The organism is Paenibacillus sp. FSL R5-0527, assembly GCF_038008055.1.
Lineage (GTDB): Bacteria > Bacillota > Bacilli > Paenibacillales > Paenibacillaceae > Fontibacillus > Fontibacillus macerans.
The window spans coordinates 1,760,396-1,786,284 of record NZ_JBBOYI010000001.1 but is presented as its reverse complement, the minus strand read 5'-3'; the positions used below and the strand labels follow the sequence as shown (position 1 = coordinate 1,786,284).

The window sequence follows — 25,889 nt, the reverse complement described above, 5'->3', positions numbered from 1 at the left end:
ATCGGCAGGACGGCAAATGATTGAGATCAGGGATGTTTACAAAGTTTTCGAACGCAAAGGAATTTCCAGCACCGCACTGCAAGGGGTAAGCTTAACCGTGGAAAAAGGGGATATTTTCGGGGTAATCGGCTACAGCGGAGCGGGCAAAAGCACCTTAATCCGCTTGGTCAACCGCCTGGAAAGACCCACCGGCGGACAAGTATTTATCGAAGGGCAGCCGCTTGATTCCTTAAATGCCGAGCAGCTGCGGGCTTTGAAGAAACGGATCGGCATGATTTTTCAGCATTTCAACCTGCTGGAGTCGGGGACGGTTTATCATAACGTGGCCATTCCGCTCATCCTGCAAAAAAAGCCGAAGCAAGAGATCCGGGAACGGGTCAGCGAGCTGCTGGAATTCGTCGGCCTTGGCGACAAAGCCGCAAGTTATCCGAGCGAACTGTCGGGCGGCCAAAAACAGCGGGTCGGGATCGCCCGGGCGCTGGCCTCCAATCCGTCCATTTTGCTGTGCGACGAACCTACCTCGGCGCTGGACCCGCAAACCACGCAAGCGATTTTGCAGCTGCTTAGACGCATCAACGCCGAATACCATATTACGATCATGATTATTACGCATGAAATGGCCGTCATTCAGGAAATTTGCAACCGCGTCGCCGTAATGGAGGCCGGCCGGATCGTCGAACAAGGCCCCGTGCTGGATGTGTTTGGCCGCCCGCAGCATCCGACGACGCGAAGCTTCGTGCAGACGGTCATTCACGACCGCCTGCCGCAAAGCGTTAAAATAAGCCTCGACCGGAAAGCGGAGAAAGCCCGCCTGTTTAAGCTGGGGTTTGTCGGGGCCGCCGCATCTTCCCCGATTATCAGCAGGCTGATTCGCCATTTTGCCGACATGGAGGTTAATATTTTGTTTGCCTCCACCTCCGAAATTCAAGACACGACACTCGGAAGCATGATCCTTCAGCTCCAAGGACCAACCCGTACCATCGATGAAGCGGCCTGCTTCCTTCATGCCCAAGGCGTTCAAATTCAGGAGGTGACCGATACCGTATGTTAAGTACAACCATTACCCTCGATCAATTTATGCAAGCCATCTATGAAACGATTTACATGGTCAGCTTCTCTTTGCTGCTTGGGGCATTGCTGGGCATACCGCTGGGTATTTTGCTCGTAGTAACGCGGCCCGGAGGTTTGCTGGAAAACAAAGCGGTGTACGCCCTGCTTAATCCGGTCATCAATATCGTCCGTTCGCTGCCGTTTATCATTTTGCTCGTCGCTATCATCCCGTTGACTCGGGCGATCGTTCAAACCTCCATCGGCACGAACGCGGCCATCGTTCCGCTGATCATTTATATTGCCCCGTATATTGCGCGGCTGGTCGAGAACTCGCTGCTGGAAGTAAATCCGGGAATATTGGAAGCGGCGGAAGCTATGGGGGCGACGCCCGCGCAGGTGATCTGGCACTTTCTGCTGCCCGAAGCGTTCGGCTCGCTTATTTTGAGCCTGACCACCGCAACGGTCGGATTGATTGGCGCAACCGCGATGGCCGGAACGGTTGGCGGGGGCGGCGTCGGGGATCTGGCCATTTCGTACGGATACCAGCGTTTCGACGATGTGGTGATGGTGGCTACGGTTATCGTGCTCGTTTTGTTCGTTCAGGGGCTGCAATCCCTCGGCAACTGGCTGGCGCGTAAAGTAAGACGCCGCTAGTGCGCGGCGAAGCGGCCGCATAAAACAAGCTCAACCTGGAAGCCGGCACTTTAACAGCCGATTAGCGGAACGGCCGGCCGTCGGCAAGCAAAATAGCGGCATTTTATGTACTTATTTCCCTATGAATGGTCCAGAACGCGGGCATTTTCCTTGCAACCGGGGAAAATAGCGGCATAAATCGTCCCTAATTCTCTCAATTGAACGGATATCGCCGGAATAACGCGCTTTTTTGTCCTTATTTTTTGCCGGATTTGCCAAGGCAGGATGTATGCCTGATCGTTCAGCGTCCAAACGCAGTTTTGGGGTGCCGGATAAAAAGATGTTCTTATCCTCATAGCGCGGATTATATTTGCCTCCTATACTATTAAAGTAGAGACTGATATACCTGATTGATAGGAGGATGTACCGGTGAATTTTACAGCCATTGATTTTGAGACCGCCAATGCAAGCCGTTCAAGCGCCTGTTCCCTTGGGCTGGTTCAAGTTAGAAATGGAGTGGTGACGGCAGAACATGTCTGGTTGATCGATCCGCTCCAGCCGTTTGACAGGATGAATATTGCGATTCACGGAATCACTCCTTCCATGGTTGAGGGACAACCTACCTTTGCAGAGCTTTGGCCTATTGTGGAGCCGCTGCTTCAAGGAGAAGTCGTCGTGGCCCATAACGCCGTTTTTGATATAAGCGTGCTGCGCTATTGTCTGGATGCCGCGGAATTGCGCTACCCTGATTTCCAGTACTTATGTACATACCGCATTGGAAAGGCGATGCTCCGGGAGCTTCCTTCCCATAAACTAAATATCGTCTCCAAGCATTTCGGCATCAGCTTCAAACATCATGATGCGCTTGATGACGCTAAGGCATCCGCTTATATTCTATTGAAACTAATGGAGCAACAGCAGCAGGCCGATCCGCTCCAGCTTGCCGTCAGTCAGGGTTACAATCCCGGAACGATGTATGCGGGCGGTTATACTCCCTTTAAAGCTTTGCCCAAAAAACAGCAAAAAGTCGGCCAATGAAATGCAGGCAAAGAGTCAATTTTGGGGCATCCCGCCTGCCGGAAGACCATCGCACAAGGCAAAAAAAGCCAAGCAAAGGGACTTTAAATAAATTCATCCTCTTTAGCTTGGCTTCCTGCAAGCGCACATGCCGGCCGGCTAATGTCAGATCCCCGGGATCGGGCTGCGCTTATGCTCCGTTTTCAAATAGAACGATTCCAGGCGCTCCCGAACGGCCGGATCGACCTCTTTGCCTTCCAGATAGTCGCTGTTGTCTTCGTAGCTGATTCCCAGCTCCTTCTCGTCCGTCTGGCCTTCCCACAGCCCGGCGGTCGGCGCTTTGTCCAGCACGCTCTGCGGCACGCCAAGGCGGGCGGCGAGCTGGCGGACCTGGCGCTTGTTCAGGGAACTGAGTGGGGTAATGTCGACCGCGCCGTCCCCCCATTTCGTATAAAATCCGGTGATCGCTTCGGAGGCGTGATCGGTGCCGACCACCAGCAAATTCAATTCAAAGGCGAGCGCGTATTGCATCACCATTCTCGTCCGCGCTTTGACGTTGCCTTTGCCCGGCGCGCTGAGATGGCGCGGTTTGCCGATGTTTTTGAGGCCGTGCTCCACCTCCAGCGCGATTTCGTCCACAGCTTCCTCGATGTTCGTCTCCACGGTATGCTCGAGTCCAAACGCCTTGGCCACCTCGTAGCTGTGCTCAATGTCTTCCTGCTGCCCGTAAGGCTGGAACACGCCAAGCGTCATGTAAGGCTGGCCGGTTTCCTGCGTCAGCTCATCCGTCGCCCGTTTGCACAAGCCGGCCGTCACGGCGCTGTCGATGCCGCCGCTAATGGCGATCAGCAGACCGCTCGTCCGCGAGCTTTTCACATGCTCCTTCAAAAAATCGACGCGCTTACGGATTTCCGCATCGACGTCAATGACGGGCTTTACGCCCAAACGCTCAATAATTTCCTGCTGCAGACTCATTCCTTATCCCTCCAACTCCAATATCTTTTTTGCCATGTGCCATGTGCCATGAGCCCGTTTGGAACTCGCGCTACTATGTAAAAATGCCCCTGCGGTAACGGATTTAAGCCGAACCTCGGGGCGCTTGCGGCGCTGGGCGGATAGCCCTGCCGCGGATTGCAAACATGCGGATTACCGGCAGAAGCGGTCGAACGCGCTGGTCAGATCAGCGGCGATTTCCTCGGCCGAGCGGTCTTCGATTTGATGACGCTCGATAAAATGCACCAATTCCCCGTCCTTCATCAGCGCGATGGAAGGCGAGGACGGCGGATACGGCGCGAAATATTCGCGGGCTTTGGCGGTTGCTTCCTTATCCTGTCCGGCAAACACCGTAAACAGATGGTCCGGCGTCAAATCGTGCTGCAGCGCCTTCGCCACGCCCGGACGGCATTGGCCCGCCGCACAGCCGCAGACGGAGTTCACGACGACCAAAGCGGTTCCTTTCGCTCCGGGCAGCTTCTCCTCAACCTCTTCCGGCGTCCGCAGCTCCTGAATCCCCAGTACGGTTAATTCGTCTCTCATCGGTTGAACCATGTCTCTCATATATTGGTCAAATGACATAGACATTCAAATCACTCCTTGTGCATACGAAATAAGTGGCACCCGCAGCCTTGCCGTACCTATAGCTCCCGGCTTACGGATTATATCTATTATACATTCATCAAGTTGGAAAGCAAAGACAAACGGCGCAAGATTGAACCCTGCGTTGACCGGCCCGTTCCTGACGGCGCCCAACTTCTTGCGGAGCGGTTCTTCACTAGGCGCTTTACGTCTCGGCGAACGGAAAAAAGACCGTAAACGTCGTTCCTTCCCCTTCCCCGGAGCGGACGCTGATTTTGCCCCGGTGGCGTTCGATGATGCTGAGGCATAAGGCCAGTCCAATCCCCGTCCCCTTCTCTTTCGTCGTATAAAACGGTTCGAACAGCTTCGCCTGTTGACTTGGCGGTATTCCCGGACCCGTATCGGTCACGAGCAGCTCCACGCCGGAATCGGCCAGCCTCGTTTCCATCGTCAGCTGCCCTTTTCCCTCCATCGCTTCCATGGCGTTGCGCGCCAAATTCAGGATCAGCTGCTTGATCTCCTTCCCGTTCAGCAGCAGCGCCGGCACCTGCTCATCCAGCTTGACCTCGATCGTCTGTCCGCGCAAATTGGCGTCCGCCCACAGCAAAGGCGTCAGCTCCATGATGATGTCGTGCAGATCGCACAGCTCGTTTTCCATCGGGCGGTTTTGCGCCAGCGAGAGAAAATCGTTGATGATGCCGTTGGCCCGGTCGAGCTCGTCCAACACGATCCGGTAATAGTGGTCCAGATTGGACGGACTCTTCTCCCGCATCAGCTGCAGAAAGCCGCGAACGACGGCCATCGGGTTGCGGAGCTCATGCGTAATGCCGGCCGCCATTTGTCCGACGAGGCTCAGCCGCTCGACATGTCCCCGCTCCATGCGGAGGGTTTCCAGCTCCGTAATGTCCTGGACGATAGCCACGGCGCCGATGATTTCCCGGCTTTTTAGGATCGCCGAAGCGCTGGTAAAATAAATATGGTCATCGCTTTGCAGCAGCTCGGACGTTTTCGACTTTCCGGCAAGCGCACTTTTCACCCGGGAAGCGAGCTTGCCGATCGGCAAGCCGCCGAGGACGTCCTCCAGCTTGCGCGAGATCAGATCCGCGCGCGCCGCCGTTTCCGCCTGCTCGTTGCGGTGCATTCCATATAACTGGAGAAACGTATCGTTTACCGAGATAATAAAGCCTTGCTGATCCAGCAGAACGATGCCAAGCGGCGCGGCATCCATCATCTGCTGCAATCTCTCGGCTTCGCGGAAATATTCGCCCGAAAGCTGCGTAACCTGCTCGCGGAGTTTTTCCTTTTCCAGCGTGTTCTCCACCATATGGACAAACAAGCTGCCAACCGCCATCGCAATGCCGACATTAAGCAGAGTGGAAATTAAAGCGCTTAAATCCGAAATCAGGGATAAATCCCCCGTCAGGAACGGAGATCCGCCGCTCATCAGCCCGCCGCCCATGAAGCACAGCGAAAGAATCGCAACTTTGCCGTGCCGTTCGGTCCTTCTGAAATAACGGGAGGCTAAAAATACAAGCGGATAAAGCGGCAGCCCCGTCTCCAGTATAATTCCGGCCAAGGTGTGGTTTATTGTATACAACGGATAGATTATAATATGAAGCGCCGCAAGGATCGCTCCGCTCCGAAACCTGCCGTAAAGAATGAGCGCGAACAGCGGCAGTATTCCGAAATTAAGCGGGACCGCTTCCCACAGGCGAGAAGCGAACAAGGCGCAGAGCAGCATGCTGAACATACACGTAAACGTAAGTCCCTGGACGTAGGGCGTCCCTTTAGCAGCGGCACCATTTTGCTGTAAATGACAATTTCTTTTTTCATACGACAACGGAAACAGAAGCGCAGGCAAGCTGGCAATGAGCACCTGCAACACGATTTCTTTTACAGCCTCCACGTTCTCCCTCCTCAGGCGGAAGAATACCATTCTAGTTCGATTAAAACATAGGCGACAAAGTTTTACAATAATGCTTGGTTCAGAAAAATATAAATTATTTTAGGGCACAGGTGGATGAGCCTCGCAGTGTTGCATCGTCTCAAGAGTTTTAAAAATAAGTAAGAAAGTACAAACGGAAAGGAACGACGGCATGAAAAAATACGACGTTATCGTCATCGGAGGGGGGCCTTCCGGATTAATGGCGGCGATCGCCGCGGCCGAACAAGGCGCAAATGTGGCCCTGCTCGACAAAGGGGACAAGCTCGGACGCAAGCTCGGCATTTCCGGGGGCGGCCGCTGCAACGTAACCAACAACAAGGACATCGACGAGCTGATCGCTTATATCCCGGGGGGCGGCCGTTTCCTGTACAGCGCCTTTTCGCTGTTCGGCAACCGGGACATTATCGCTTTTTTTGAGAATTTGGGGATCGCCCTGAAGGAAGAGGACAATGGACGGATGTTTCCGGTGTCGGACAAAGCGAAGACGGTGGTCGACGCGCTGATCGGCAAAGCCCGCTCGCTCGGGGTAAAGCTGCTCGTCCATCATCCCGTCGGCGCAATCGAATACGGGGCGGACCGGGTGCGCGGGGTAAAGCTGGCCTCCGGCGAAAAGCTGCCCGCCGCCTCGGTCATCGTGGCAACCGGCGGCAAATCGGTGCCGCATACCGGTTCCACCGGGGACGGATACCCTTGGGCCGCCGCCGCCGGCCATACGATTACTGAACTATATCCGACCGAGGTGCCGATCGTTTCCCGGGAGCCGTTTATTCAAAGCCGGGAGCTGCAGGGCCTGTCGCTGCGCGACGTGGAGCTGTCCGTACTGAACCCGAAAGGCAAACCGGTTGTTTCCCACCGGGGAGACATGCTGTTTACCCATTTCGGGTTGTCCGGCCCGATCGCCTTGCGCTGCAGCGGATTTATCCGGGGCGTCAAACAGAAAAACGGGGGCGCCGACGTCACGATGGCCATCGATCTGTTTCCGGGCGAAAAAGCCGGCGAATTGGAGCTCCGCCTGCGGCAGCTGGCTGCGGCGAAACCGAAAAAAGCGCTGAAAAACGTGTTTAAGGGCACCTTGCCCGAACGCCTGCTGCCGCTGTTGTTCCAACGGACCGGCCTCGCCGCCGATACGACTTACGAGCATCTGCCCAAGGAGCCCTGGCAGCAATTTGTCGCCGTGCTCAAAAACTTTACGCTTAAGGTCACGGGAACCCGCTCGTTTGAGGAAGCGTTCGTCACCGGCGGAGGCGTCAACCTTAAAGAAGTCGATCCGCGGACGATGGGCTCGAAGCTGATGCCGGGGCTGTATTTTTGCGGCGAAATCTTGGACATCCACGGCTATACCGGCGGCTATAACATCACGGCCGCCTTCGCGACCGGCTACACCGCGGGGCATCACGCCGGGCTGGCGGCGCTGGAGAGCGCAGGAAGGGATGCCTAGTAGACGATTCTGAAAATAACGTTAGCATGATGGCAAGTGAAGACTTGAGAAAACGGAAAAATGGCCTATTGAAGATCTCGGGTGACAACATCAAGGAAAAAAAGGGCGCTATTTCCGCGACATCCCCTATGTTGCGTAAGTATTGAGGAATTTTATGGCGCTATTTTCACGATTTAGTGGCAAAAGGCCGCCTTTCGACATGTTCATCGAAAAATAAGACCCAAAAGTTCCCCTATGGTGATGAATAGGCCCAAATTCGGAAAATAAGCCCCTAAAGTTCCGCTATTTCATGGGGATAATACTGTGCACAAGATGGCCCCCGTCCGCAGATAAGCCATATTATTTCCGGATCATTCTACTAGTAGAACGATCCTACAGTAAGCCAATCCTAGCTAGCCTCCTTGCAGTCAGATCGTCCGTCACCAACGTTCATGATTTCGGGAGGCAGATTTTACGCTCTGTTTTACGCTCTGCGCAAAAGCAAGATCCCGATTTTTCCATAAAAGCCGCCCAGCACGATCGCCAGCAAAACGCCGCAGAGAATCGCCCCCGGGCCTCCCCAGAGCGGCGGATACAAGGTGAGCCCAAGCCCGGCCGTAAAGCAAACCAGTCCGGGAAGCAGCAGCAGGGTCATCGCCGGAACCGCCGTGCGGTACTCCAGCATTTCCCCGGGATTCAGCATCCTCATGGCATCCCTGGCGAAAAAAGCGCGCAGATGGCCGCTTAACCAATACATCAGCAAAAAAATCAGGGCGATATACACGATGGCATTCACCGGATAAGGGGGAAGCACAACCGCGGCCAGGCCGGCCAGGACCAATTGCCCGTACAGCTTCAGCTCGCCGCCGCGAAAAAAAGCTTTGACGAGCGCTTCCGCGGTCCGCGCCTGCGGGCTGCGCGACGGCAGCAGCTTGCGCCAGCGCCGGAACAGCCAGGGCCTCGCCCCCGGCTTCGGCGCTTTCGGCGCATCGACGGCAGGAACCAGCAAAAGCGCGATCAGCTTCGTTTTTTGCCGCTCCTCTTCGCGGACTTCGGCATCAAACCGCCCTTTCAGCCGGAACCTCCACCCTGCAAGCACCGCCGCTAACAGCGCGGCGGCCAGCAGCGCAAGCAGGAAGTTTGCCGCTTCCTCTGACGCCCCCGCAGCGAAGGCCCAAACCGAAAAAACGGCGCTCAGCAAGCCGTAGGACAGCCAGCTATATATGATGCGCCGCCAGCCTGTGGTCAAGACGCCCAGCAAATTGGCCAGCAGCATCTGCACGGCTTTGAGGCCGTACGCCACGGCACACCAGGCGGCGACGGAGGGCCAGCTCATCCCGAACACCCGAACCAGCAGCGGGCTTAACACCGCAAAAACCGCGCACAATACCGCGGCCTGCCTTGCCATGGACAACATCCATCCGCGCAGCAGCAGCCCCTTGACCCAGCGGGGGCGCTGCCTGAGAAACAATACGTCGGCGGCTTCGATATAAAGGGACAGCCCGCCAATGGAGTACACCAGGAACAGCAGCAGCACCGGAACGGCCGCAAACGGCAGCGAAACGAGCCAGGCCGGGAGCTCGTCCCGCCAGAGCCCGTAGTAGGCCCGCCCCCCCAGCAGCAGCCCGGGGATGCCGATATACAGCAAGATCGTCAGATCAAAAGTGCTGCGCAGGGCGCCGAGCTGCAGCCCCAAACGATCCCTCCACCTGCGGAAGAACAACCGGTTTACGGTTATGGAAGTAATATTTTTCATGCGGCATTGTCTCCTTAAGTCAAAGCGTCGAAGCAGTCGAACAGCGACGCCCCCGGCAGCGAAGCGGCGGCGCGGATATCGTCCAGCGTCCCGCCGGCTTTGGTGCGGCCGTCCGACACGAGAATAAAATCGTCGCAGATCCGCTCCGCCGTATCCAGGACGTGCGTGGACATCAGCACGCCGGCGCCGCGCCGCCGCTCTTCTTCCAGCAGGCCGAGAAAATCCTTGGTCGCCCGCGGATCCAGCCCGATAAAGGGCTCGTCGACGATATAAACGTCCGGGCGGCCGAGAAATCCGACCATCAGCATCATTTTCTGGCGCATGCCCTTGGAGAACCCGTCCGGAAGATGATCCTTCACTTTCGTCATACGGAACTTTTCCAGCAACAGCCCCGCCCCCTGTTCGAAGCTATGCTCCTCCATGCCGTAAACGGCCGCGGCCAGGCCCAGATGCTCCCATAACGTTAACGTGTCAAAATAGACGGGATGCTCCGGAATATAAGCGTACCGCTCGGACCCGCCGCGAAACCGCACCTCGGCTTCCGCGTAAGGCAGCAGGCCGAGAATGGCCTTTAATGTCGTGCTTTTCCCCGCCCCGTTGGGGCCGATCAGCCCGGTCAGCCGCCCCGGCCTCACCTGAAGCGAAACGTTCTCGATCGCGGCCTTCCCGGGCTCGTATCCGGCCTTGCGGATCGCCACGTCCAATAGTACATCTGTCACATCTTTCACCTGCCGTAAACTGTAATATTACGATTATACCTTAAACCGGCAGCGGGACACGAGGACAGGCTTCAAGCGCCCGGCGCCGCCGCTTCCCCTTGAGTGTGGTCGCGGTGCAAACGGTTCGCAAAATTGTAACTTTTTTACATTAAAAAACCGCAAATTGTGATAAATTATATTTTTTTAAAATTCCGATTGTTTTAAGATAGCAATAATTCACCCATGTAAAAATATTCACAAATATAAGATAAGGCGGGATGTATATGTTGAAAACCGAGGAAATCGGCACGGATTTGTCCATGCATTTGTACCGGGTTTTTGCCAAATCCTTCAAAAGCGTCAATGAACACGCCGTGACCGGAAGTAAGATCCAGGGCTTCAACCCGACGGCCTTTGCCGTGTTGGAGGTGTTGTATTACAAGGGCTCGCAGCCGATCCAGCAAATCGGCGCCAAGCTGCTGCTGCAAAGCGGCAACGTGACTTACGTGATCGACAAGCTGGAAACGGCGGGTCTGCTGCACCGCACCCCCTGCCCGCGCGACCGGCGCGTTATTTACGCGGAGCTTACCTCCAAAGGGCAAGCGCTGATGGACCAGCTGTATCCCGAATTTGCCAACCGGATCGATTATGCCTTAAGCGGCCTGAACGATGAAGAGAAACACATTATGATCGATCTGCTGAAAAAGATGGGACGCGAAGCGGAAAAGCTGGCCCCGCTGGCGCGTAAAGGTTAAGCTGACGCAAAAAAGCCTGCGCTCTTGTGTGTGTAAACCAAGAGACGCAGGCTTTTTAATTACGGCTAATGTGTAGGGTCCATATCCTTGTTTTTATGGCGGTTCAGAGCGTCCCGGTGTCTCCGGTCATTGACCGCTTGCTGCATTTGCTGGGCCTCATGACTGTTTGCCGGATCACGCTCCAAATCGGAAACGACGTTGGTCAGGTTTTTGTCCACCCCTGCCTTGCCTTTGGCCATTCGCTTATCCTCGCTTTCTCGTCATGGGTTCGTGAGCTGCCCGAGAGCTTGGGCGCATTCGTGGATATGACGGACGTAATCCCCCGTCAGCTCCTGGATTTGCTCGGTGTGTTCGGAGATCGTCTGTCCGCCGCGTTCGACATCGACCAGTTCTACGTTAACCTCGCGCGGATCCATGTAGGAGCATGAAAAATCAAAGGAATACATTTGATGGCCCGCCGCGTCGATATGAATCCGCAATCCTTGGGGATTCGCCATGTCGGCCAGCACCTCGGCCGAATCTCCGGGGTTCAGGTATTCCGGAAGCTGTTTTTTCCACGCGTCTACGAGCGTGTTTTGGTCCACGTTCATATGTTCCTTACTCATGGTAACACCTCCCCTTTCCCGTTAAGATGCGGAGGAGAGGCCATTTTTATACCGTGCCGGGGACTAAAACGGGCACTGGCACGCCGCCCTTTCCCGGTTAAACTCCGCAAGCGTCCGGCGATTCGGCCCCGCCTTCCTCCTGCTCCTCGTCCGTACCCGGAGCCCGGTTTCGCAGCCCCAATACGATAAGCACGCCGATCACGGCCAACACCGCCATCACCAGAAACAACGAATGCAGGCTGGCTCCAAGCACGTGTTTTAACTCGCTCCACAGATCGCGCGGCAGCAGATGCACCTTCTCCGGGGACAGCAGCTGGTCGATGTCGTTTTGAGAAACCTCGATCCCGGAAGCGGCGAGGTCTTTGGTTTTGGCGGCGATTTGCAGATTGATCAGCGTGCCGAAGGCGGTGACGCCGATCGTTTGCCCAATCGATTTGACGAACGAGTTCAGGGCGTTGGAAGCGCCGCGCAAGCTATACCCCACCGACGACTGGGCGATGATCGTAAACACGGCGAACGAAAAGCCAAAGCCGATTCCGTACAAGGCGTTAAACAGCAGCAGCGGAAGCAGCGGCGTCCCCTCCGTCATGAACGCGAGCCCGCCCGCGCCGGCGGCGACCACCGCCATCCCGATCAAGGAGGTCAGGCGCGAGCCGCGGGTAATGATCATCCGGCTGCCCAGCACGGAGCCAAGCATCCAGCCGATGGACATCGGCGCCAGGATCAGGCCCGAGGCGGTGGCGCTTTCCCCGCGCACCCCCTGCACCCACAAGGGCAAATAGGAGGTCAGCCCGATCAGCAAGGCGCTGGCCACGAGACTGGCCAGGTTCGAGTAAGCGATGTCCCGCACCCGGAACAGCTTCAGCGGTACGAGCGGTTCGGAGGCTTTTTTCTCGACGATAAAAAAGAGGATCAGCGCACAAGCCGCGAGCGCCAGAATGAAGATCATCCACGGCGAACTCCAGGGGAGCTGCTGGCCGCCGGTCGCCAGTCCGATCAATAAAGCGCCGACGCCGATCGTTAACGTTATCGCGCCCGCAACATCGATTTTGACCTTTCTCTTCTCCACACGCTCCCGCAAATATTTGATGATAAAAAATAACGACAGCAAGCCGAACGGTATATTAAAGTAGAACACCCACCGCCAGTTGAGCGAATCGACGAAATACCCGCCAAGCAGCGGCCCGACGAGCGAGGAAATCCCCCATACGGAGCTGATCCAGCCCTGGATTTTGGCGCGTTCTTCGATGGAAAAAATATCGCCGATGATCGTAAACGTCACCGGAAGCAGCCCGCCCGCGCCGATCCCCTGCAAGGCCCGGAATCCGATCAGCTGCTCCATGTTTTGGGCGATCCCGGACAACACCGAACCGGCCAAAAACAGCAGCGAACTGATGACGAACACCGGCCGTCTTCCGTATAGGTCGCTGATTTTCCCGAAAATCGGCGTCGCCACGGTCATCGTCAGCAAATAAGCGGTAAACACCCAGCTCAGCAGATGCGCCCCGCCCAGATCGCCGACGATTCTCGGCCCGGCCGGCCCAATCACCGTTCCTTCGATCGCCGCCAGAAATGTCGAAAGCAGCAGCCCCAGCAAAATATAATTGCGTTGCAACCCGGTTTTCAAAGATAAAACTTCCTTTCTTCTTACAATGCGTGTCATTAATCCGTAATCTTTAATTATAGTGGAACACGCTGGAAAAGAAAAGGACAGCGGTCCGCAGTGATTTTCTCCGCTCCGCCGCCCGGTTTGGTGCAGGCGGACGTCCGGCTTCTAACATCATATGGCTTGCTTTACGGCCACAGGAAGCTTGGACTACTAGCCCGGACAACTAGCTCGGACAGCTAGCCGGACTGCTAGCCCGGACAGCTAGCTCGGACAGCTAACCCAGACAGCTAGCACGGACAGCTAGCACGGACTGCTAGCACGGACTGCTAGCCCGTTCCCGCCCGGTTGTTTAGTCCCGGCTTCATTACCCTTATATGTCCGGATGACCATTTTACAGCTTTCTGGAAATAAGCGTTTAGCGGGATTCCTTGCCCGCTCGGCTTCCTCGATAATGAAATGGAGGAATATTCCTTGAAAACCATTTTGAGAGGAGATTACTGATGTCGCTATTTTTGAAAAGACTAACTGCAATATCCCTTAGCTGCCTGCTGGCCTGGACCGGTTGGTCGGGGGGCGGTATGGCCGCCGCGTCTGCGGAGCAGCCGGATCCGGGGACGCCGAAAGTCGAGTGGAGCTTCGATTACGGACAAGCTTTTAGAACGGCAAAAGGAAAAGCAGTTGTCTCCGCTGCGGACGGAGGATACGTTGCCGTCGGGGATGTATCCACCATTTCCAATTCTTTTGGTTACGTCATAAAAGTGGATGAACATGGCCGCACCCTATGGGAGAAAACCTTGAATGTTGAAGGAGATCCCGATATAGAAGACGTTTCGGTCTCTGAGATCATTCCTGTACGCGATGGCGGTTATTTGGTAGGCGGGTCAACGATGGACCGGACGGAAAGACCGGCAACCACCATTCCCTATTTGGCCAAGCTGGACGACCAGGGAAACGTCGAGTGGTCCCGCTACTACCACCTTTTGGACTACACTCACTTTTATGCTGGATCCGTAAGCGAGACTGCGGATGGCGGGTTCGTTGTTACGGGGTACAGCGCCAATTCCGGGTTTTTGGCTCCGGTTTACCTGCTGAAAGTGGATCGGGAAGGAAATGAGGTGTGGCATAAAACCTGGTGGATTGGTGACAACCAGTTTTTTAATGAAGTATTAAGCACTTCGGACGGAGGGGTACTGGCAGTCGGAAGAATCGACAGTACGGCAACTTCGGATTCCGACGCCTCCCTGGTCGTTAAAGTGGACGCGAACGGCAATGTGGAATGGGAAAAACAGCAAGTTTTTCCCGGCAGCGGCCGCTCCGCTTGGTCCGCACAGATGACGCCGGACGGGAACTTTATCATTTCCGGGACGATGCTTCAAGACGGAAAGCAGGTTCAGTTCGTATTCAAAATGGATAATAGCGGAGAGATCCTGTGGGAAAAAACCTACCCGTTTGCGGAGGGAAGACATTTCTTTGAGCAGCTCGTTTCGACCCCGGATGGCTATGCATTGCTGGGAAGTTACACCACCGGCGACTATCCGGATCAGCAGACGCAGTATCAAATTTTGCGGATCGACAACGACGGGGAAGTAACCGGAGATCTTCGGTTTGCAAGCCCGGGATTGGACTCGGTCGGGAAAGGTATGTACACCGCGGATGGCGGTTTTCTCATGACGGGTGAAATTAGAGAAAAGAACGGCCTTCCCTTGATGCAACTAATTAAGGTGGCGGGCGAAGGCCAGCAGCCTCCGGCAGATTTGCAGGAACTCCGGTTTGGCGAACCGGCCCTGGAGCTTGGCGTCGGCGAACGCCGGCCTAGCGTCGTTCAAGCGGTTTATGCGGATGGAACCGCGGTGGTCATTACGAACCAGGACGTACTTACCTCGCTTAATCCAGAGATCGCCGCCGTGGATAGTGACGGATTCATTACCGGCCTGTCCCCCGGGAAGGCGGAAATCGTCGCCGAATATGCAGGCTTCTCCGCAAAGCTGCCGGTGACGGTGGCTGTGACGGATAACCCCTCCGAAACGCCCGGGCGGTTTTACCTGGATTCGGAAGATTACTCACTAATGACAGGCGGTGAACTCGATATCCAAGCCCTCTTTACCGACGAGGCAGACCAAACCTCGATCGTCAACGGGGAAACCCGGTTTACGATCGCCGATCCCGACATCGCACAAGTGGACGAGCACGGCTATCTTCTCGGCCTCAAGCCAGGGCTCACTTCCGTGACAGCCGTTTACCGGGAGCATACCTTTACGGCCAGCGTGCTGGTCGTAAAGCCGTATGCACCGGTGCCGGTGCCGATGCCAGCGCCGGCCGAACCGGCCGCTGTGGAGCCGGCGGCTCTCAAAGCGCCGGAAGTGAACGATGGGCCTGAGGTAGACGAAGAGCCTGCAGTGGATGAGCCTGCAGTGAGCAAAGAACGGAAGTGAGTAAAGAGATGGTAGTGAGTAAAGACGGTAGTGTGTAAAGACGGTAGTGTGTAAAGACGGTAGTGTGTAAAGACGGTAGTGTGTAAAGACGGTAGTGTGTAAAGACGGTAGTGTGTAAAGACGGTAGTGTGTAAAGACGGTAGTGTGTAAAGACGGTAGTGTGTAAAGACGGTAGTGTGTAAAGACGGTAGTGTGTAAAGACGGTAGTGTGTAAAGACGGTGGTGAGTAAAGAGACGGTGGTGAGTAAAGACGGTAGTGAGTAAAGAGACGGAAGTGAGTAAAGAGCTAAAGTGAGCACACTGCCTGTGGTGGATGAAGAGCCGGAGATGGCCGCCGAGTCTCCTGTAGAAGGGGGTTCGGCGACGCCCGCGGGCCCCTGAAACGGCGGACGGCTTAATGCGTCCAGCCTTGACAATAAGCCCGAACCAGGACAACAAGCCCAAGTCTGGTTCGGGCCTGTTCCTTTTGCTGCGGACTCACGGAAGTTCAAATTGCGCAGAGAAAACCTGCACAACCGTGCTGCCTTCCCCTGAGAAACTCCAGCGAAAACATGAGCCACAGGATATTGAGCCACAGTTAACCGCGGACGGCCTTGTGGTAGTACATAAGAGCAAAAATTGTCCTTATTCTGCGATAACCGTCCACTTGAGGGAAATAGGGGCATTTTAAGTCGCTATTCTCTTTGGTCGCCAGGAAATGCCCGTATTCTGGACTATTCCCAGGAAAATAAGTACATAAAATGCCGCTAATGGAGATGAAAAAGCCAAGCTCTGGATAATAAGTACATAAAGTGATGCTATTTTGAGGGAGGACGATCGGATAGTAGGTTGGGTGTTAGGTAAGTCGCTAAGTTGGTCGTTAGGTAGTCGTTAGGTAGTCGTTAGGTAGTCGTTAGGTAGTTGCTAGGTGGTCGTTATGTGATCTGGTCGTTAAGTAGTCGCTAGGCTGTGCTAGGTGGTCGCTAGGGGGCATTAAATAGTCGTTAAAGTAGCCGGGGGTAAAGCATCTATTTCTGTTTTTAGCCAAAACGGTGTCACAACACAAACATCGGACCTTAACCGTGTGGCAACAGCGTAAAAGAGCACGAAAAAATCTAACGGTTGTGAGCGATGCTATTTGGGCAAAAACGAACGGATATAAAATGTAACGGTTGTCAGCGAGCTTATTTCCCGTTTTTTCAGGAAAAATAGGGCGTTTTGCCTAAATAAGCCCGATGACAACCGTTAAAAAAGAAACCTCTGCTTTGTAGCTCGAATAAGCGCGATGGCAACCGTTAGCGTAGAAAACGTTACCGGATAACTTGATCCTTCGAGATTAACACATTAGTCAAGTGGCGATTTTCAGGTCAAGTCACAGGGTACAGCATATCCAAAAGTTTCGGTTTGTCAAAATAGCACGGTTAAATTCGAATCACACCATTTCTGCGGTTGTCTGATGCCGTTACGGTTCAATCGGCTGCCTCCAGCCTGCCTTCGCGCATCGACCACTGACGGACCGGGTTCCCGGCGAAAAGTCCGGGCTCATGGGTGATTACGATCAGCGAAGCGCCGCCGGTCAGAGCCTGACAACAAAGAGCGATCAGCATACGCACGCCGTTATAATCGATGCCTGCCGTTGGCTCGTCGAGGATATACAGTTTTTTGGGGCTGATCATCGACGCTGCGATGCTAAGCAGACGCTTCTCCCCTCCGCTCAGCAAATACGGCGAAACATCGGCCTTATCCCGAAGCCCGATCGTTTCGAGCAGCTCGAGCGCCCTTTGGCGCAGCTCCTCCGGCAGCGGATCGCGTTTCCTTAGGCGCAGCTGGCAGCGCGGTCCATACAGCAGCTCGTCCCACACGGTCGCGGCAACGAACTGCTGCTCCGGCTGCTGGAAGACGTAGCCGATGTCCGACGCGAGCTTGTACAGGGACAGTCTGGCCGCATCCTTGCCCTGCCAAAAGACGGCGCCTTTGGGCGGACGGAGCAGCCCCATGAGGAGCCGGGACAAGGTCGTTTTGCCGGAGCCATTTTCACCACAGAGCAGCCGCCATTCGCCCGGGCCTAACGTCAGGTCGATGCCTGTGAGCACCGGCGCGCTTTTTGGAGCGTAAGCGAAGGTCAGGCTCCGCACCTCGAGCAGCGGGGCGGCGGCGGGGGCAGTCGGCGCGGCGGGCTCGGACGGCGCGGCGGGCACGGGCGGCGCAGCGGGCTCGGACGGCGCGGCGGGCTCGGACGGTACGGCGGGCACGGATGGCGCGGCAGGGGCGGGCGGCGCGGCGGGCTCGGACGGCGCAGCAGACACGGACGGCGCGGCGGGGGCAAGCGGCGGGTGCGGCAGGCCGGCCGCTTTAGATGCCGCCAGCAGCGGTACAAGGTCCGCCGCGCCCGCGCCCGGGGCTGCTGCTGCGCCTGGCGGCAGCAGCCCCAAACGCTCCATCCGCGCGCGTTCGCCGCGGATGAGCTCGCCCGCCGGACCGTCCATGACGACGGTGCCGGCGTCCAACACGACGAGCCGCGGCGCCGCCGCCGCGAGCTCGTCGATCCGGCCGGACAGCGTCACGACGGTCCGGCCTTCGCGGTGCAGGCGGCGCAGCAGCGCCAGCAGCCGCGTCCTCGCGGCGGCGTCCAGGCTGGCCGCCGGCTCGTCCAACACGAGCAGCGGCGGCTCCAGCGCCAGCGCCGCTGCAATCGCGGTGCGCTGGCGCTGGCCGCCGGACAGCGCGTGCACGCGCGCCATCCGCTGCGGCGTCAGCTGCACCGCCGCCAGCGCCTCCGCGACCCGCCGCTCGATACCGGCGGCGGGCACGCACAGGTTTTCCGGGCCGAAGGCGACCTCGTCTTCGACCCGGCCCTGCACGAGCTGCGCATCGGGGTCCTGAAACACGACCCCGATGCGCTGGGCCGCGGCGGCGATGTCCGCCTCCGCAGGGTCCGCGCCGAAGACGAGCAGCCGGCCCGTCCGCACGCCGCCCCCGGAGCGCGGGAGATACCCGCTCAGCAGCTGGGCCAGCACCGATTTGCCGCTGCCGCTTGCTCCCGCTACGGCAATCCATTCCCCGGCGTCCGCGCGGAGCGTTACCTCCTGCAGCGCCGGCATTGCCCCCGCCTCAAAGCTGTAGCCGACCCGCTCCAAATCAAAGGCCGGGGCCGTCATGTCAGGCTTTTCGCCCCTTGGCCGGCCGCAAACCGGCGCAGCAGTCCGCTGCGCGCCAACCCGTCGCCGATCAGTTTCGTCAGCAGCCCGCACAAAACAACTCCGCTCAAAGTCCGGACCACGAGCGCGATCAACAGCACCCCGGTTCCCCATTTCGTATAGCCGAACATCTGCGCGGCAAAGAAAAACCAAACCGGCACCATCGCGCCTCCGGCCGCCAGCATCACCGGCCAGCCCCAATTTTTATAACGCGTCAGCGCAAAAATCCCCTCGGCAATCACAAGATAACACGCCGCGGCGGCAAAACAGGAAACGATGCCGTAGGCGGAACCCATAAACGACTGCACCACCGCCCCGATCCCGTAGGTGATCAGCCCTGTCCCCGGCTTGCGGATAATGTAATAGGCCAGCAATCCGTAAATCATGTACAAACCGGTAATCGTCGAAGTGGCGATAGGTCCCCCCAGCCCGTTCAAAGCTTGATTAACCGGCGACAAATACACGGTCATCACCGCGTTCGCTGCCGCCAGCATAGCCATCAGCACGATATCCAGCGTGGTAAATTTGGCAAAAGCGTTTTTTTTCGTCGATTCGTTCATGTCTGCTTCGTCATCCTCTCGCAATCAATTGTTAACCATAATTTAAAATTTAGGTTAACAATCATGGCACGTCAAGTCCTTTTTTCGGACTTAACCTAAATAAACCATAATCCGGCGCCGCAAATCACGCTGACCGCCATCAGCCACACCCCGCCCCGGGACAAAGCCGCCTCCCGCAAAAACGTCCGCTCCGGATAAGCTCCAAAGCCCTTGGCGTCCATCGCTCCGGCGGTCTGCTCGATCCGGCGGAGCGCCCCGGCGAACACCGCCAGCAACCGGCCCCGAAGCTGCGCCAGACGTTCCGTGAGCCCTCTGGGCGCTCTGGCGGAGCGGATTTTGCGCGCATCGGCGGCAACCCGCCCCTCCTCGGCCAGCAGCGGCAAAAACGTCAACGCCATCGACACGCCGAACACAAAGCGGTAAGGCAGCTTGAGCCGGGTCGTCATCATGACGACGAATTGTTTGGGGTCCGTCGTTTCAATGTAGATCAGCGAGGACATAAACAGGCAGAACATCCGCAAGCATACCGCCGCCGCCGCAGAGACCGAGTTTAACGGGATTGACAGGAACCCGGCGGAAATCTGCTCCCCGGAGGAAGGTGCGGCCAAGGCGGTGACGGCAAACAACGGCACGCCGAAGCCGGCGATATACCCCATTCGCCTTCCCAACTTGCCCCAAGGCATCCCGGCCCCGAACCTGGCGGCCCCTGCCAAAAAAAGCAGCATGACGCTTAACGGCGCCGCCTTGTCCCAATGCATGCTCAGTGCCGCAACGCACAGCAGCGCGACCAGCTTGCTCAGCGGGTCCAGCTCCTGAAGCGGCACGCCTGCCGAACGCAGCTTTTTCACCGCTATCACCTCGTCCGTTAAATACTTTTTACGTACTCTTTTTTGAGCAACGAGTACATCAGCAGGTCGACAAACCCCTTTTCCGTCTGCTGATATTCCCGCAGCAGCCCTTCCTCCTTAAACCCAAAAGATAGCAACAGCTTGAGCGATCCGGCGTTTTCCGGTTCCACAAGCGCTTCGATCCGGTTGAGCCCCATCGTGTCGTAGCCATAGGCCAATAGCAGCCTTAGCGCCTCCGACATATATCCGCGACCCCAGTATTCCCGCCCAAGATCATATCCGATCTCGCCGCGGTAAGCCCCGGACAGTTCCCAAGCATTATATCCGCAGCTGCCGATCAGCTTCCCTTCTTCCTTCAGCTCGATGCCAAAACGCATCGCATCCTCGCTTTCGGACAATCCGTTCAGCAAATTGATCATGTCCCAGGCTTCCTCCACGGAAGCAAACGCTGATACGTTCATGTACCGGGTCACTTCCGGATCGCTCCAATAACGGAACATCACCTCGGCGTCGCCGCGCTCCATTCTCCTTAACCTCAGCCTTTCGCTTTCCAGGACAGGGATATTCCCGCCGCATTTGTACATATGCTATTCTCCTCTCTTTACTTGAAACACAAAACCGGAGGATTCGGCAAACGCCCTCCCCTCCCCGGCATGATTATAGCTAACCATATCGAAGCGATCCCGTCAAAGGTAAAAGGCAATTTTTGCAGACTATGATTTTCTTGCCGTCTTTTCGGTGATACTATGGTCTACAGATAGAGCATTTACGGATAGGTATCAGCTCAAAAATAAGGAGGGAACACCCGGATGATCTACACTTTCGGCATCGCCATACTGCTGCTGGCCGCGCTGATCTCCGGCGGCCTGCCGCGCTACGCCCTTCGTCAGATCACCCAAATGAAACTGCAGACGAAAGAGCGCATTTATGAATATTTGGAGAAAACGGGCGTCTATTCCATGGAACGGTTTGACCGTCTGAACAAACGCCAAGTGCAGGCCACGTCTCAGGACGGCTTGCTGCTCAGCGGATATGTGCTGGAATTTTTTCCGGAAAGCCGCCGCTGGATGATCATCGTTCACGGTTATACGGTTTCGCTCCACGCCTCAACGCAATATATCGACATGTTTCGCGACGCGGGCTTCAACATTTTGCTGATCGATCAGCGGCGTCACGGCGGCAGCCAAGGCAAATACACGACTTACGGGTATTATGAAAAATATGATGTGCAAACCTGGGTAAATTGGATTTTGGAACATTACGGGGAACAAACCGAAATCGGTCTGCATGGCCAATCCCTTGGCGGAGGAACCGTGCTGGAATATCTAAGCATCGCGCATCCGAACGTGAAGTTCGTCATTGCCGATTGCCCTTACTCCGATTTGACGGAGCTGATGCGGCATCAATTCACGAAGCTGAACAAGCTGCCGGCGTATCCGCTGCTGCCTTTGGTGAACAGGCTTTTGCAGCGCAAAGCAGGCTTCCGGCTCGACCAGGTCAGTCCGATCAAAGCGGTAGAAAAAAGCCGCCTGCCCGTTTTATTCATCCACGGAACGAAAGACAACTACGTTCCTACCTACATGAGCAAAGAAATGTTCCGGCATAAACCGGAACCGAAAAGATTGCTGTTAATCGAAGGCGCGGTCCATGCCAACGCCTACGGCGTTGATCCGAAACGCTACAAAGCGGAGGTTCATTCCTTTATTCATGAAGTTCTTGGCGCGGAAATGGCGGCGGAAACAGTAACGGCGGCTTATTTGCCCAGCATCTGATTTTGGGCCATCACGATGTAATGATCCAGACGCTGGCTTAACTCCAATATAGCGCCGCTGCTGAAGTTGTCCTCCACCGCGGCGTTCATCAGCTCAGAGCGCAGATTTTCGATCGTCGCTTTGAGCTCGTTGCTTACTTTTTTATGTTTTGGTCGGGTTTCTCTATACATTGATGTCGCCATAAAATCACCTTTTCTACGATCTTTCCCCTATTTTACCTCATGATGCCAAAAAACATATTTTGCAAAATTGATAAAAAATAGCACACCGTGTCGGAGTTTGTAAAATGAACGCACCTACCCTTCGGACGCGAGCTGGCTTATAATAGCTTTATCGCGTAGCGCGTTTCCGGGCTTGATCCGGAAACGAAGTCAAGGAGGGAATACCCGTATGTTTCACGCAAGCGAATACTCGGGCTCCCGGGAAGAGCGGCAAAACGCCGTATTGTCGCAGCTTCGGGGCTTGATTTATGAGGAGAGCAGCAACGTGGCGAATTTGGCCAACGCCGCCGCGCTGCTGAATTTTTATTTGGACGATATCAACTGGGTCGGGTTTTATCTGTATGATGGCCGGGAACTGGTGCTCGGACCGTTTCAAGGACTGCCGGCCTGCATCCGTATACCGCTGGGCAAAGGAGTCTGCGGTACCAGTGCACAGCGCCGGGAAACGCTGCGGATCGACGACGTGCACGAATTCCCCGGGCACATCGCCTGCGACGCGGCTTCCAACAGCGAAATCGTCGTGCCGATCGTCAAGGACGGGCAGTTGTTTGGCGTGCTCGACATCGACAGCCCGATCAAGCGGCGCTTCGACGAGGCCGATCAGGCTTTCCTCGAGCAGTTCGTGGCCACGCTGGCCGAGCAGCTCACCGCTCCGGCTGGGGTTAACCGGGGTTAAAAACATAATAATGCGGCAATGCGGCCTGGCACTGGCACAATGTATCTGATTGGAAATATCCAATAGAACTGGAAATCGAGCTGGAAGACAGCGGCTTGATTGGATATTTCCAATAGATTAACTCAGTAGGGGGCAAAACGGGCGGTTTGAGCGAATTCTATTGGATATTTCCAATGAGATCTCGAAATTGCCCGCGATGTCCTTTAATCTATTGGATTTTTCCAATCAGAGGCGGGGCGGCAATCAGGTTGGGGGGAGTTCCGGCGTATGATGCGCGATCATCCTCACGATCATTCTTGCGATCATTCTAGTGGTTGGTAAGCTGCACTATATAGTTGCATGGCGCACAGCCCCCCGCCGTCCAATCGGTGATAAACTAGTTTTACTGCATCCCATTCGGGTCTGCAATCCTTCCTCCCGTTAGAGCAATAAAGGGACTCCCTGCTGAAACAGAAGAAGCATCCTCACCGCCATACGGCGGATCGGGATGCTTCTTTAGTTATTCAACCTAGTTCTCGCCCGGTCTCCGGACGATCTCCAAGCCTTCTACGTGCCCTTTGCCCATCAGCTTCCGCTTTTTGCGGTTTTCCTTGGTGTCGAACACGATATCGAAATCGTAATCGTCGGGATACAGTTCTTCTTTTTTGATGTAGGGCTTGAGCCGCTTATGGTTGACCTTGATCCGCTGCTTCTGCACGAGCACCTCGACGATGCCCCGGTTGTCCTGCGGCGCGCTGACGATGCCGATCTTTCCGATCGAAGTGACCATCACCGCATCGCCAACCTCGAAGGCCTGGGGTTTCTTTTTCGCTGGCTGCCCCGGGTCAGAAGAGGCAAGTTCCGGCTGGCCCGGCTGCCCGCTCTTGTCCGGCCCGGCTTGTTCCGGTCCTGGCTCGAAGGCAGCTTGCCCGGGTGAGGCATACCCCGGTGAGGCAGGCCAAGCTAAAGCAGGCCTGACTGTGGCAGGCCCGGCTGAAGCTTGCCCGGCTGCGGCAGGCCCGGGTTTCGCGCCGGCCGCAGCCCCTCTAGGCCCCGCCGCTTCCACTGCATCAGCCCGCAAAGGCTGCGGCGGCTCCGGTGGTGACACGGGGCGTACCGGCCTCTGCGCCAAGTCCAGCGCAAGTTCCTGCGCCGGCTCCGGCGTCGGCGTCTGCATCGACCACGTCGCCGAGCCTTGCTCCATCCCATGCGCCAGCTCCTGCTCCGGCGACTGCGCCAGCCCCCGCCCCGGTGGCGGCACAGGCTCCGGCAAAATGTCGTCCCATAGCACCGAGCCTCCGGTCCCCTCGGCTGCCTGACGGCTGACGATATGCTGCGACCGCTCCACGATGCCCGGGGCGATCCCCAGCCGGCTCGCGATCTCCAGCGCGTAGCTGCGGCCGGCCTGGCCGATCGTCAACCGGTACAGCGGACGCAGCGTCTCGGCGTCGAATTCCATGCGCGCGTTCTGGAAGCCTTGCGCCCGGGAGGCAAACGTCTTCAGCTCGTTAAAATGCGTCGTCACCAGCACCGTCGCCCCTTTGCGGGCGAACTCCTCAAGGATGGCGATCGACAGGGCGATGCCTTCGCCGGGGTCGGTTCCCGCCGCCAGTTCGTCGATGAGCAGCAGCGTGGACGGCCCGGCTTCGCGCAGCATTGTAACAAGCGCGCTGATTTGCGCGGAAAAGGTGCTGAGCGACTGCTCCAGGTTTTGCCCGTCGCCGATCACGGCCATAATGCCGCGGTACACCGCGAACCGGCTGCCGGGGGCCACCGGCACGAGCAGCCCGGACTGGACCATCAGGGCCAGCAGTCCGAACGTCTTCAACACGACGGTTTTGCCGCCCGTATTCGGTCCGGTGATAATCAGCGTCCGGTATGACCGGCCGATCTCCACGTCCAGCGGAACCATCGCCTGCAGCAGCTTCGGATGCTTGGCCTCGCGAATCACGGTGTAACCGTCCTCGCAGATCTCCACCGCCCTGCCGCCGATCGCCGCCGCATATTTCGCTTTGGCGAAGATGAAATCGTACGTCCCCGTAATTTCAATATTCCGGTATATCGCCTCGGCTTCCCGCTCGACCAGCTCCGCCAGGTAGCCGAGCACCTTGGCTTCCTCCCGCGCCTCTTCTCCCTGCAGCAATTCCAGCTCGCTTTGCAGCGCCGACACCTCCTGGGGCTCGATAAACACCGTTTGCCCGCTGGTGGACTGGTCCAGCATACGGCCGTTCACCTGCTTGTAGTAATCCTTCCTGACCGGGATGACGTACCTGCCGCCGCGCACGCTGACGATGTTTTCCTGCAAAATCGCGGCATGGCGGGCCATCACGGACTGAAGCTTCTTCTGAATCCGCTCTTTCACGACCGCGATCCGTTTGCGGACTTTCTCCAGCTCCCGGCTCGCTTCATTCGTGATCACCCCGTGCCGGATGCAGCGCAAAATTTCCTGCTGCAGCGCGGGCAAATCCCGCAGATCGTGCGCGTAAACGCCGATTTGCCAGGCCAGCTCGCCTTTGGAGGCCATATACTTCTTCAGTTGGCCGCAGCTGTGAAGAAAGGTTTGCACCGCCGTTAAGTCCTGCTCGGTGAACAGGTAGCCGGTGCCCAGCAGCGAGGCTACCAGCTCGATTCCATCCAGCGAAGGGAGCGGAACGCTGGCCCCTTTTCCATATAGCGCAAGCGCCTCCGCCGTTTCCGCGATCGCCCGTTCGATCAGCCGTTTCTCCTCCAGCGGCGTCAGCTCCGCGATCCGGTTTCGCCCTTCGTACGATACGGCGTAGCTCATCAGCTCCTGTTTGATGCTTTCGTATTCCAGCATGTGCAGCGAAAATTTTTCCATGTCCAAAACCTCCTCATTTTCGGTTCATCCTTCTATCCGAGAGCACAAAAAAAGGCAAAGGACAGCACGAATGCCATCCTTTGCCCACACCTCTTCCGCTATATGCCTGCGTTCCCGCAAAATGCAAAAAAGCCGCGCTGAATACAGCACGGCTTTACATTCCACAAGCAGGCAGCGGCCAAAGGCGCTTGCATGATGTTCCGCGTGTGTTCTTAACTAAATTCAACAGACCGAAACAAGAGTACGTTCAAACAGACGTATGCTCCTAAGCTCAAACGGCCGCGAAGTCGCCCTGAATGCGTCCCTGAAAACCTGCTTTCGGTCCA

General features: G+C 56.6%; 22 protein-coding genes. 8 read left to right on the top strand and 14 right to left on the bottom strand.

Annotation, left to right across the window (positions count from 1 at the left end; all coding sequences use genetic code 11):
- The first annotated feature begins 16 nt into the window (after positions 1-16).
- The 3 genes from NYE69_RS07930 (at position 17) to NYE69_RS07920 (ending at position 2,721) form a co-directional block, all read left to right on the top strand.
- Positions 17-1,051: a methionine ABC transporter ATP-binding protein gene (locus tag NYE69_RS07930; RefSeq protein WP_340930316.1), complete on the top strand. Its 1,035-nt coding sequence runs from the start codon at positions 17-19 to the stop codon at positions 1,049-1,051.
- Positions 1,045-1,704 (top strand): methionine ABC transporter permease, encoded by a 660-nt coding sequence (locus NYE69_RS07925; protein WP_036626235.1) that lies wholly within the window; start codon positions 1,045-1,047, stop codon positions 1,702-1,704. Before NYE69_RS07930 ends, NYE69_RS07925 begins: the two co-directional genes overlap by 7 nt.
- Positions 1,705-2,112: 408 nt before the next feature.
- A complete protein-coding gene (locus tag NYE69_RS07920; RefSeq protein WP_340925715.1) occupies positions 2,113-2,721 on the top strand; it encodes a 3'-5' exonuclease in 609 nt (202 codons plus the stop codon).
- Positions 2,722-2,865: 144 nt separating this feature from the next.
- Here NYE69_RS07920 and nadE read toward each other — a convergent pair whose 3' ends face one another.
- The 3 genes from nadE to NYE69_RS07905 all read right to left on the bottom strand — a co-directional run bounded on the left by nadE (position 2,866) and on the right by NYE69_RS07905 (position 6,181).
- A complete protein-coding gene (nadE, locus tag NYE69_RS07915) occupies positions 2,866-3,675 on the bottom strand; it encodes an ammonia-dependent NAD(+) synthetase (protein WP_036626240.1) in 810 nt (269 codons plus the stop codon).
- A 171-nt stretch (positions 3,676-3,846) separates the two neighbouring features.
- Entirely contained in the window at positions 3,847-4,281 is a 435-nt protein-coding gene (locus tag NYE69_RS07910) for a BrxA/BrxB family bacilliredoxin (RefSeq protein WP_036626242.1), read from the bottom strand.
- 199 nt (positions 4,282-4,480) lie between these two features.
- Positions 4,481-6,181 carry a two-component system sensor histidine kinase NtrB gene (locus tag NYE69_RS07905; protein WP_036626244.1) on the bottom strand — a complete coding sequence of 567 codons (1,701 nt, stop codon included), beginning with the start codon at positions 6,179-6,181 and terminating at the stop codon, positions 4,481-4,483.
- 190 nt (positions 6,182-6,371) lie between these two features.
- Here NYE69_RS07905 and NYE69_RS07900 point away from each other — a divergent pair, with 190 nt between their 5' ends.
- Positions 6,372-7,658 carry a BaiN/RdsA family NAD(P)/FAD-dependent oxidoreductase gene (locus NYE69_RS07900; protein WP_340925714.1) on the top strand — a complete coding sequence of 429 codons (1,287 nt, stop codon included), beginning with the start codon at positions 6,372-6,374 and terminating at the stop codon, positions 7,656-7,658.
- A 463-nt stretch (positions 7,659-8,121) separates the two neighbouring features.
- On the opposite strand, the gene NYE69_RS07895 is transcribed toward NYE69_RS07900, so the two are convergent.
- Together NYE69_RS07895 and NYE69_RS07890 are read right to left on the bottom strand one after the other, a co-directional pair.
- Entirely contained in the window at positions 8,122-9,393 is a 1,272-nt protein-coding gene (locus NYE69_RS07895; RefSeq protein WP_155620832.1) for an ABC transporter permease, read from the bottom strand.
- 14 nt (positions 9,394-9,407) lie between these two features.
- On the bottom strand, positions 9,408-10,112 hold the full coding sequence (locus tag NYE69_RS07890; protein WP_227872940.1) for an ABC transporter ATP-binding protein: 705 nt from the start codon (positions 10,110-10,112) through the stop codon (positions 9,408-9,410).
- 263 nt (positions 10,113-10,375) lie between these two features.
- On the opposite strand from NYE69_RS07890, the gene NYE69_RS07885 reads away from it, so the two are divergent.
- Positions 10,376-10,846, top strand: coding sequence for a MarR family winged helix-turn-helix transcriptional regulator (locus NYE69_RS07885; protein WP_036626252.1), 471 nt, complete (start codon positions 10,376-10,378; stop codon positions 10,844-10,846).
- A gap of 65 nt (positions 10,847-10,911) precedes the next feature.
- Here NYE69_RS07885 and NYE69_RS07880 read toward each other — a convergent pair whose 3' ends face one another.
- The 3 genes from NYE69_RS07880 to NYE69_RS07870 form a co-directional block, all read right to left on the bottom strand.
- On the bottom strand, positions 10,912-11,085 hold the full coding sequence (locus tag NYE69_RS07880; protein ID WP_164815280.1) for a hypothetical protein: 174 nt from the start codon (positions 11,083-11,085) through the stop codon (positions 10,912-10,914).
- 21 nt (positions 11,086-11,106) lie between these two features.
- Positions 11,107-11,451 carry a hypothetical protein gene (locus NYE69_RS07875; protein ID WP_036626254.1) on the bottom strand — a complete coding sequence of 115 codons (345 nt, stop codon included), beginning with the start codon at positions 11,449-11,451 and terminating at the stop codon, positions 11,107-11,109.
- Between the two features lie 97 nt (positions 11,452-11,548).
- Complete coding sequence (locus NYE69_RS07870; protein WP_445744759.1) at positions 11,549-13,078, bottom strand: MDR family MFS transporter; 1,530 nt, start codon at positions 13,076-13,078, stop codon at positions 11,549-11,551.
- Between the two features lie 482 nt (positions 13,079-13,560).
- On the opposite strand from NYE69_RS07870, the gene NYE69_RS07865 reads away from it, so the two are divergent.
- A complete protein-coding gene (locus tag NYE69_RS07865) occupies positions 13,561-15,492 on the top strand; it encodes a hypothetical protein (RefSeq protein WP_340925709.1) in 1,932 nt (643 codons plus the stop codon).
- A 1,448-nt stretch (positions 15,493-16,940) separates the two neighbouring features.
- Here NYE69_RS07865 and NYE69_RS07860 read toward each other — a convergent pair.
- The 4 genes from NYE69_RS07860 to NYE69_RS07845 form a co-directional block, all read right to left on the bottom strand.
- Positions 16,941-18,629: an ABC transporter ATP-binding protein gene (locus tag NYE69_RS07860; RefSeq protein WP_340925707.1), complete on the bottom strand. Its 1,689-nt coding sequence runs from the start codon at positions 18,627-18,629 to the stop codon at positions 16,941-16,943.
- On the bottom strand, positions 18,626-19,228 hold the full coding sequence (locus NYE69_RS07855) for an ECF transporter S component (protein WP_340925705.1): 603 nt from the start codon (positions 19,226-19,228) through the stop codon (positions 18,626-18,628). Before NYE69_RS07855 ends, NYE69_RS07860 begins: the two co-directional genes overlap by 4 nt.
- Before the next feature lie 95 nt (positions 19,229-19,323).
- Positions 19,324-20,076 (bottom strand): energy-coupling factor transporter transmembrane component T family protein, encoded by a 753-nt coding sequence (locus NYE69_RS07850; protein WP_340925703.1) that lies wholly within the window; start codon positions 20,074-20,076, stop codon positions 19,324-19,326.
- Positions 20,077-20,093: 17 nt separating this feature from the next.
- On the bottom strand, positions 20,094-20,660 hold the full coding sequence (locus NYE69_RS07845) for a GNAT family N-acetyltransferase (RefSeq protein WP_124333267.1): 567 nt from the start codon (positions 20,658-20,660) through the stop codon (positions 20,094-20,096).
- Between the two features lie 225 nt (positions 20,661-20,885).
- Between NYE69_RS07845 and NYE69_RS07840 the strand changes: the two genes are divergently transcribed.
- Positions 20,886-21,848 (top strand): alpha/beta hydrolase, encoded by a 963-nt coding sequence (locus NYE69_RS07840; protein ID WP_340925699.1) that lies wholly within the window; start codon positions 20,886-20,888, stop codon positions 21,846-21,848.
- On the opposite strand, the gene NYE69_RS07835 is transcribed toward NYE69_RS07840, so the two are convergent.
- Positions 21,830-22,030, bottom strand: a complete 201-nt coding sequence (locus NYE69_RS07835; protein ID WP_051985710.1) for an aspartyl-phosphate phosphatase Spo0E family protein — start codon at positions 22,028-22,030, stop codon at positions 21,830-21,832. The two genes, NYE69_RS07840 and NYE69_RS07835, sit on opposite strands and share 19 nt — an antisense overlap.
- 208 nt (positions 22,031-22,238) lie before the next feature.
- On the opposite strand from NYE69_RS07835, the gene NYE69_RS07830 reads away from it, so the two are divergent.
- Positions 22,239-22,745, top strand: coding sequence for a GAF domain-containing protein (locus tag NYE69_RS07830; RefSeq protein WP_340925696.1), 507 nt, complete (start codon positions 22,239-22,241; stop codon positions 22,743-22,745).
- A 508-nt stretch (positions 22,746-23,253) separates the two neighbouring features.
- Here NYE69_RS07830 and NYE69_RS07825 read toward each other — a convergent pair.
- Positions 23,254-25,563, bottom strand: coding sequence for an endonuclease MutS2 (locus tag NYE69_RS07825; protein WP_340925694.1), 2,310 nt, complete (start codon positions 25,561-25,563; stop codon positions 23,254-23,256).
- Positions 25,564-25,889 lie beyond the last annotated feature (326 nt).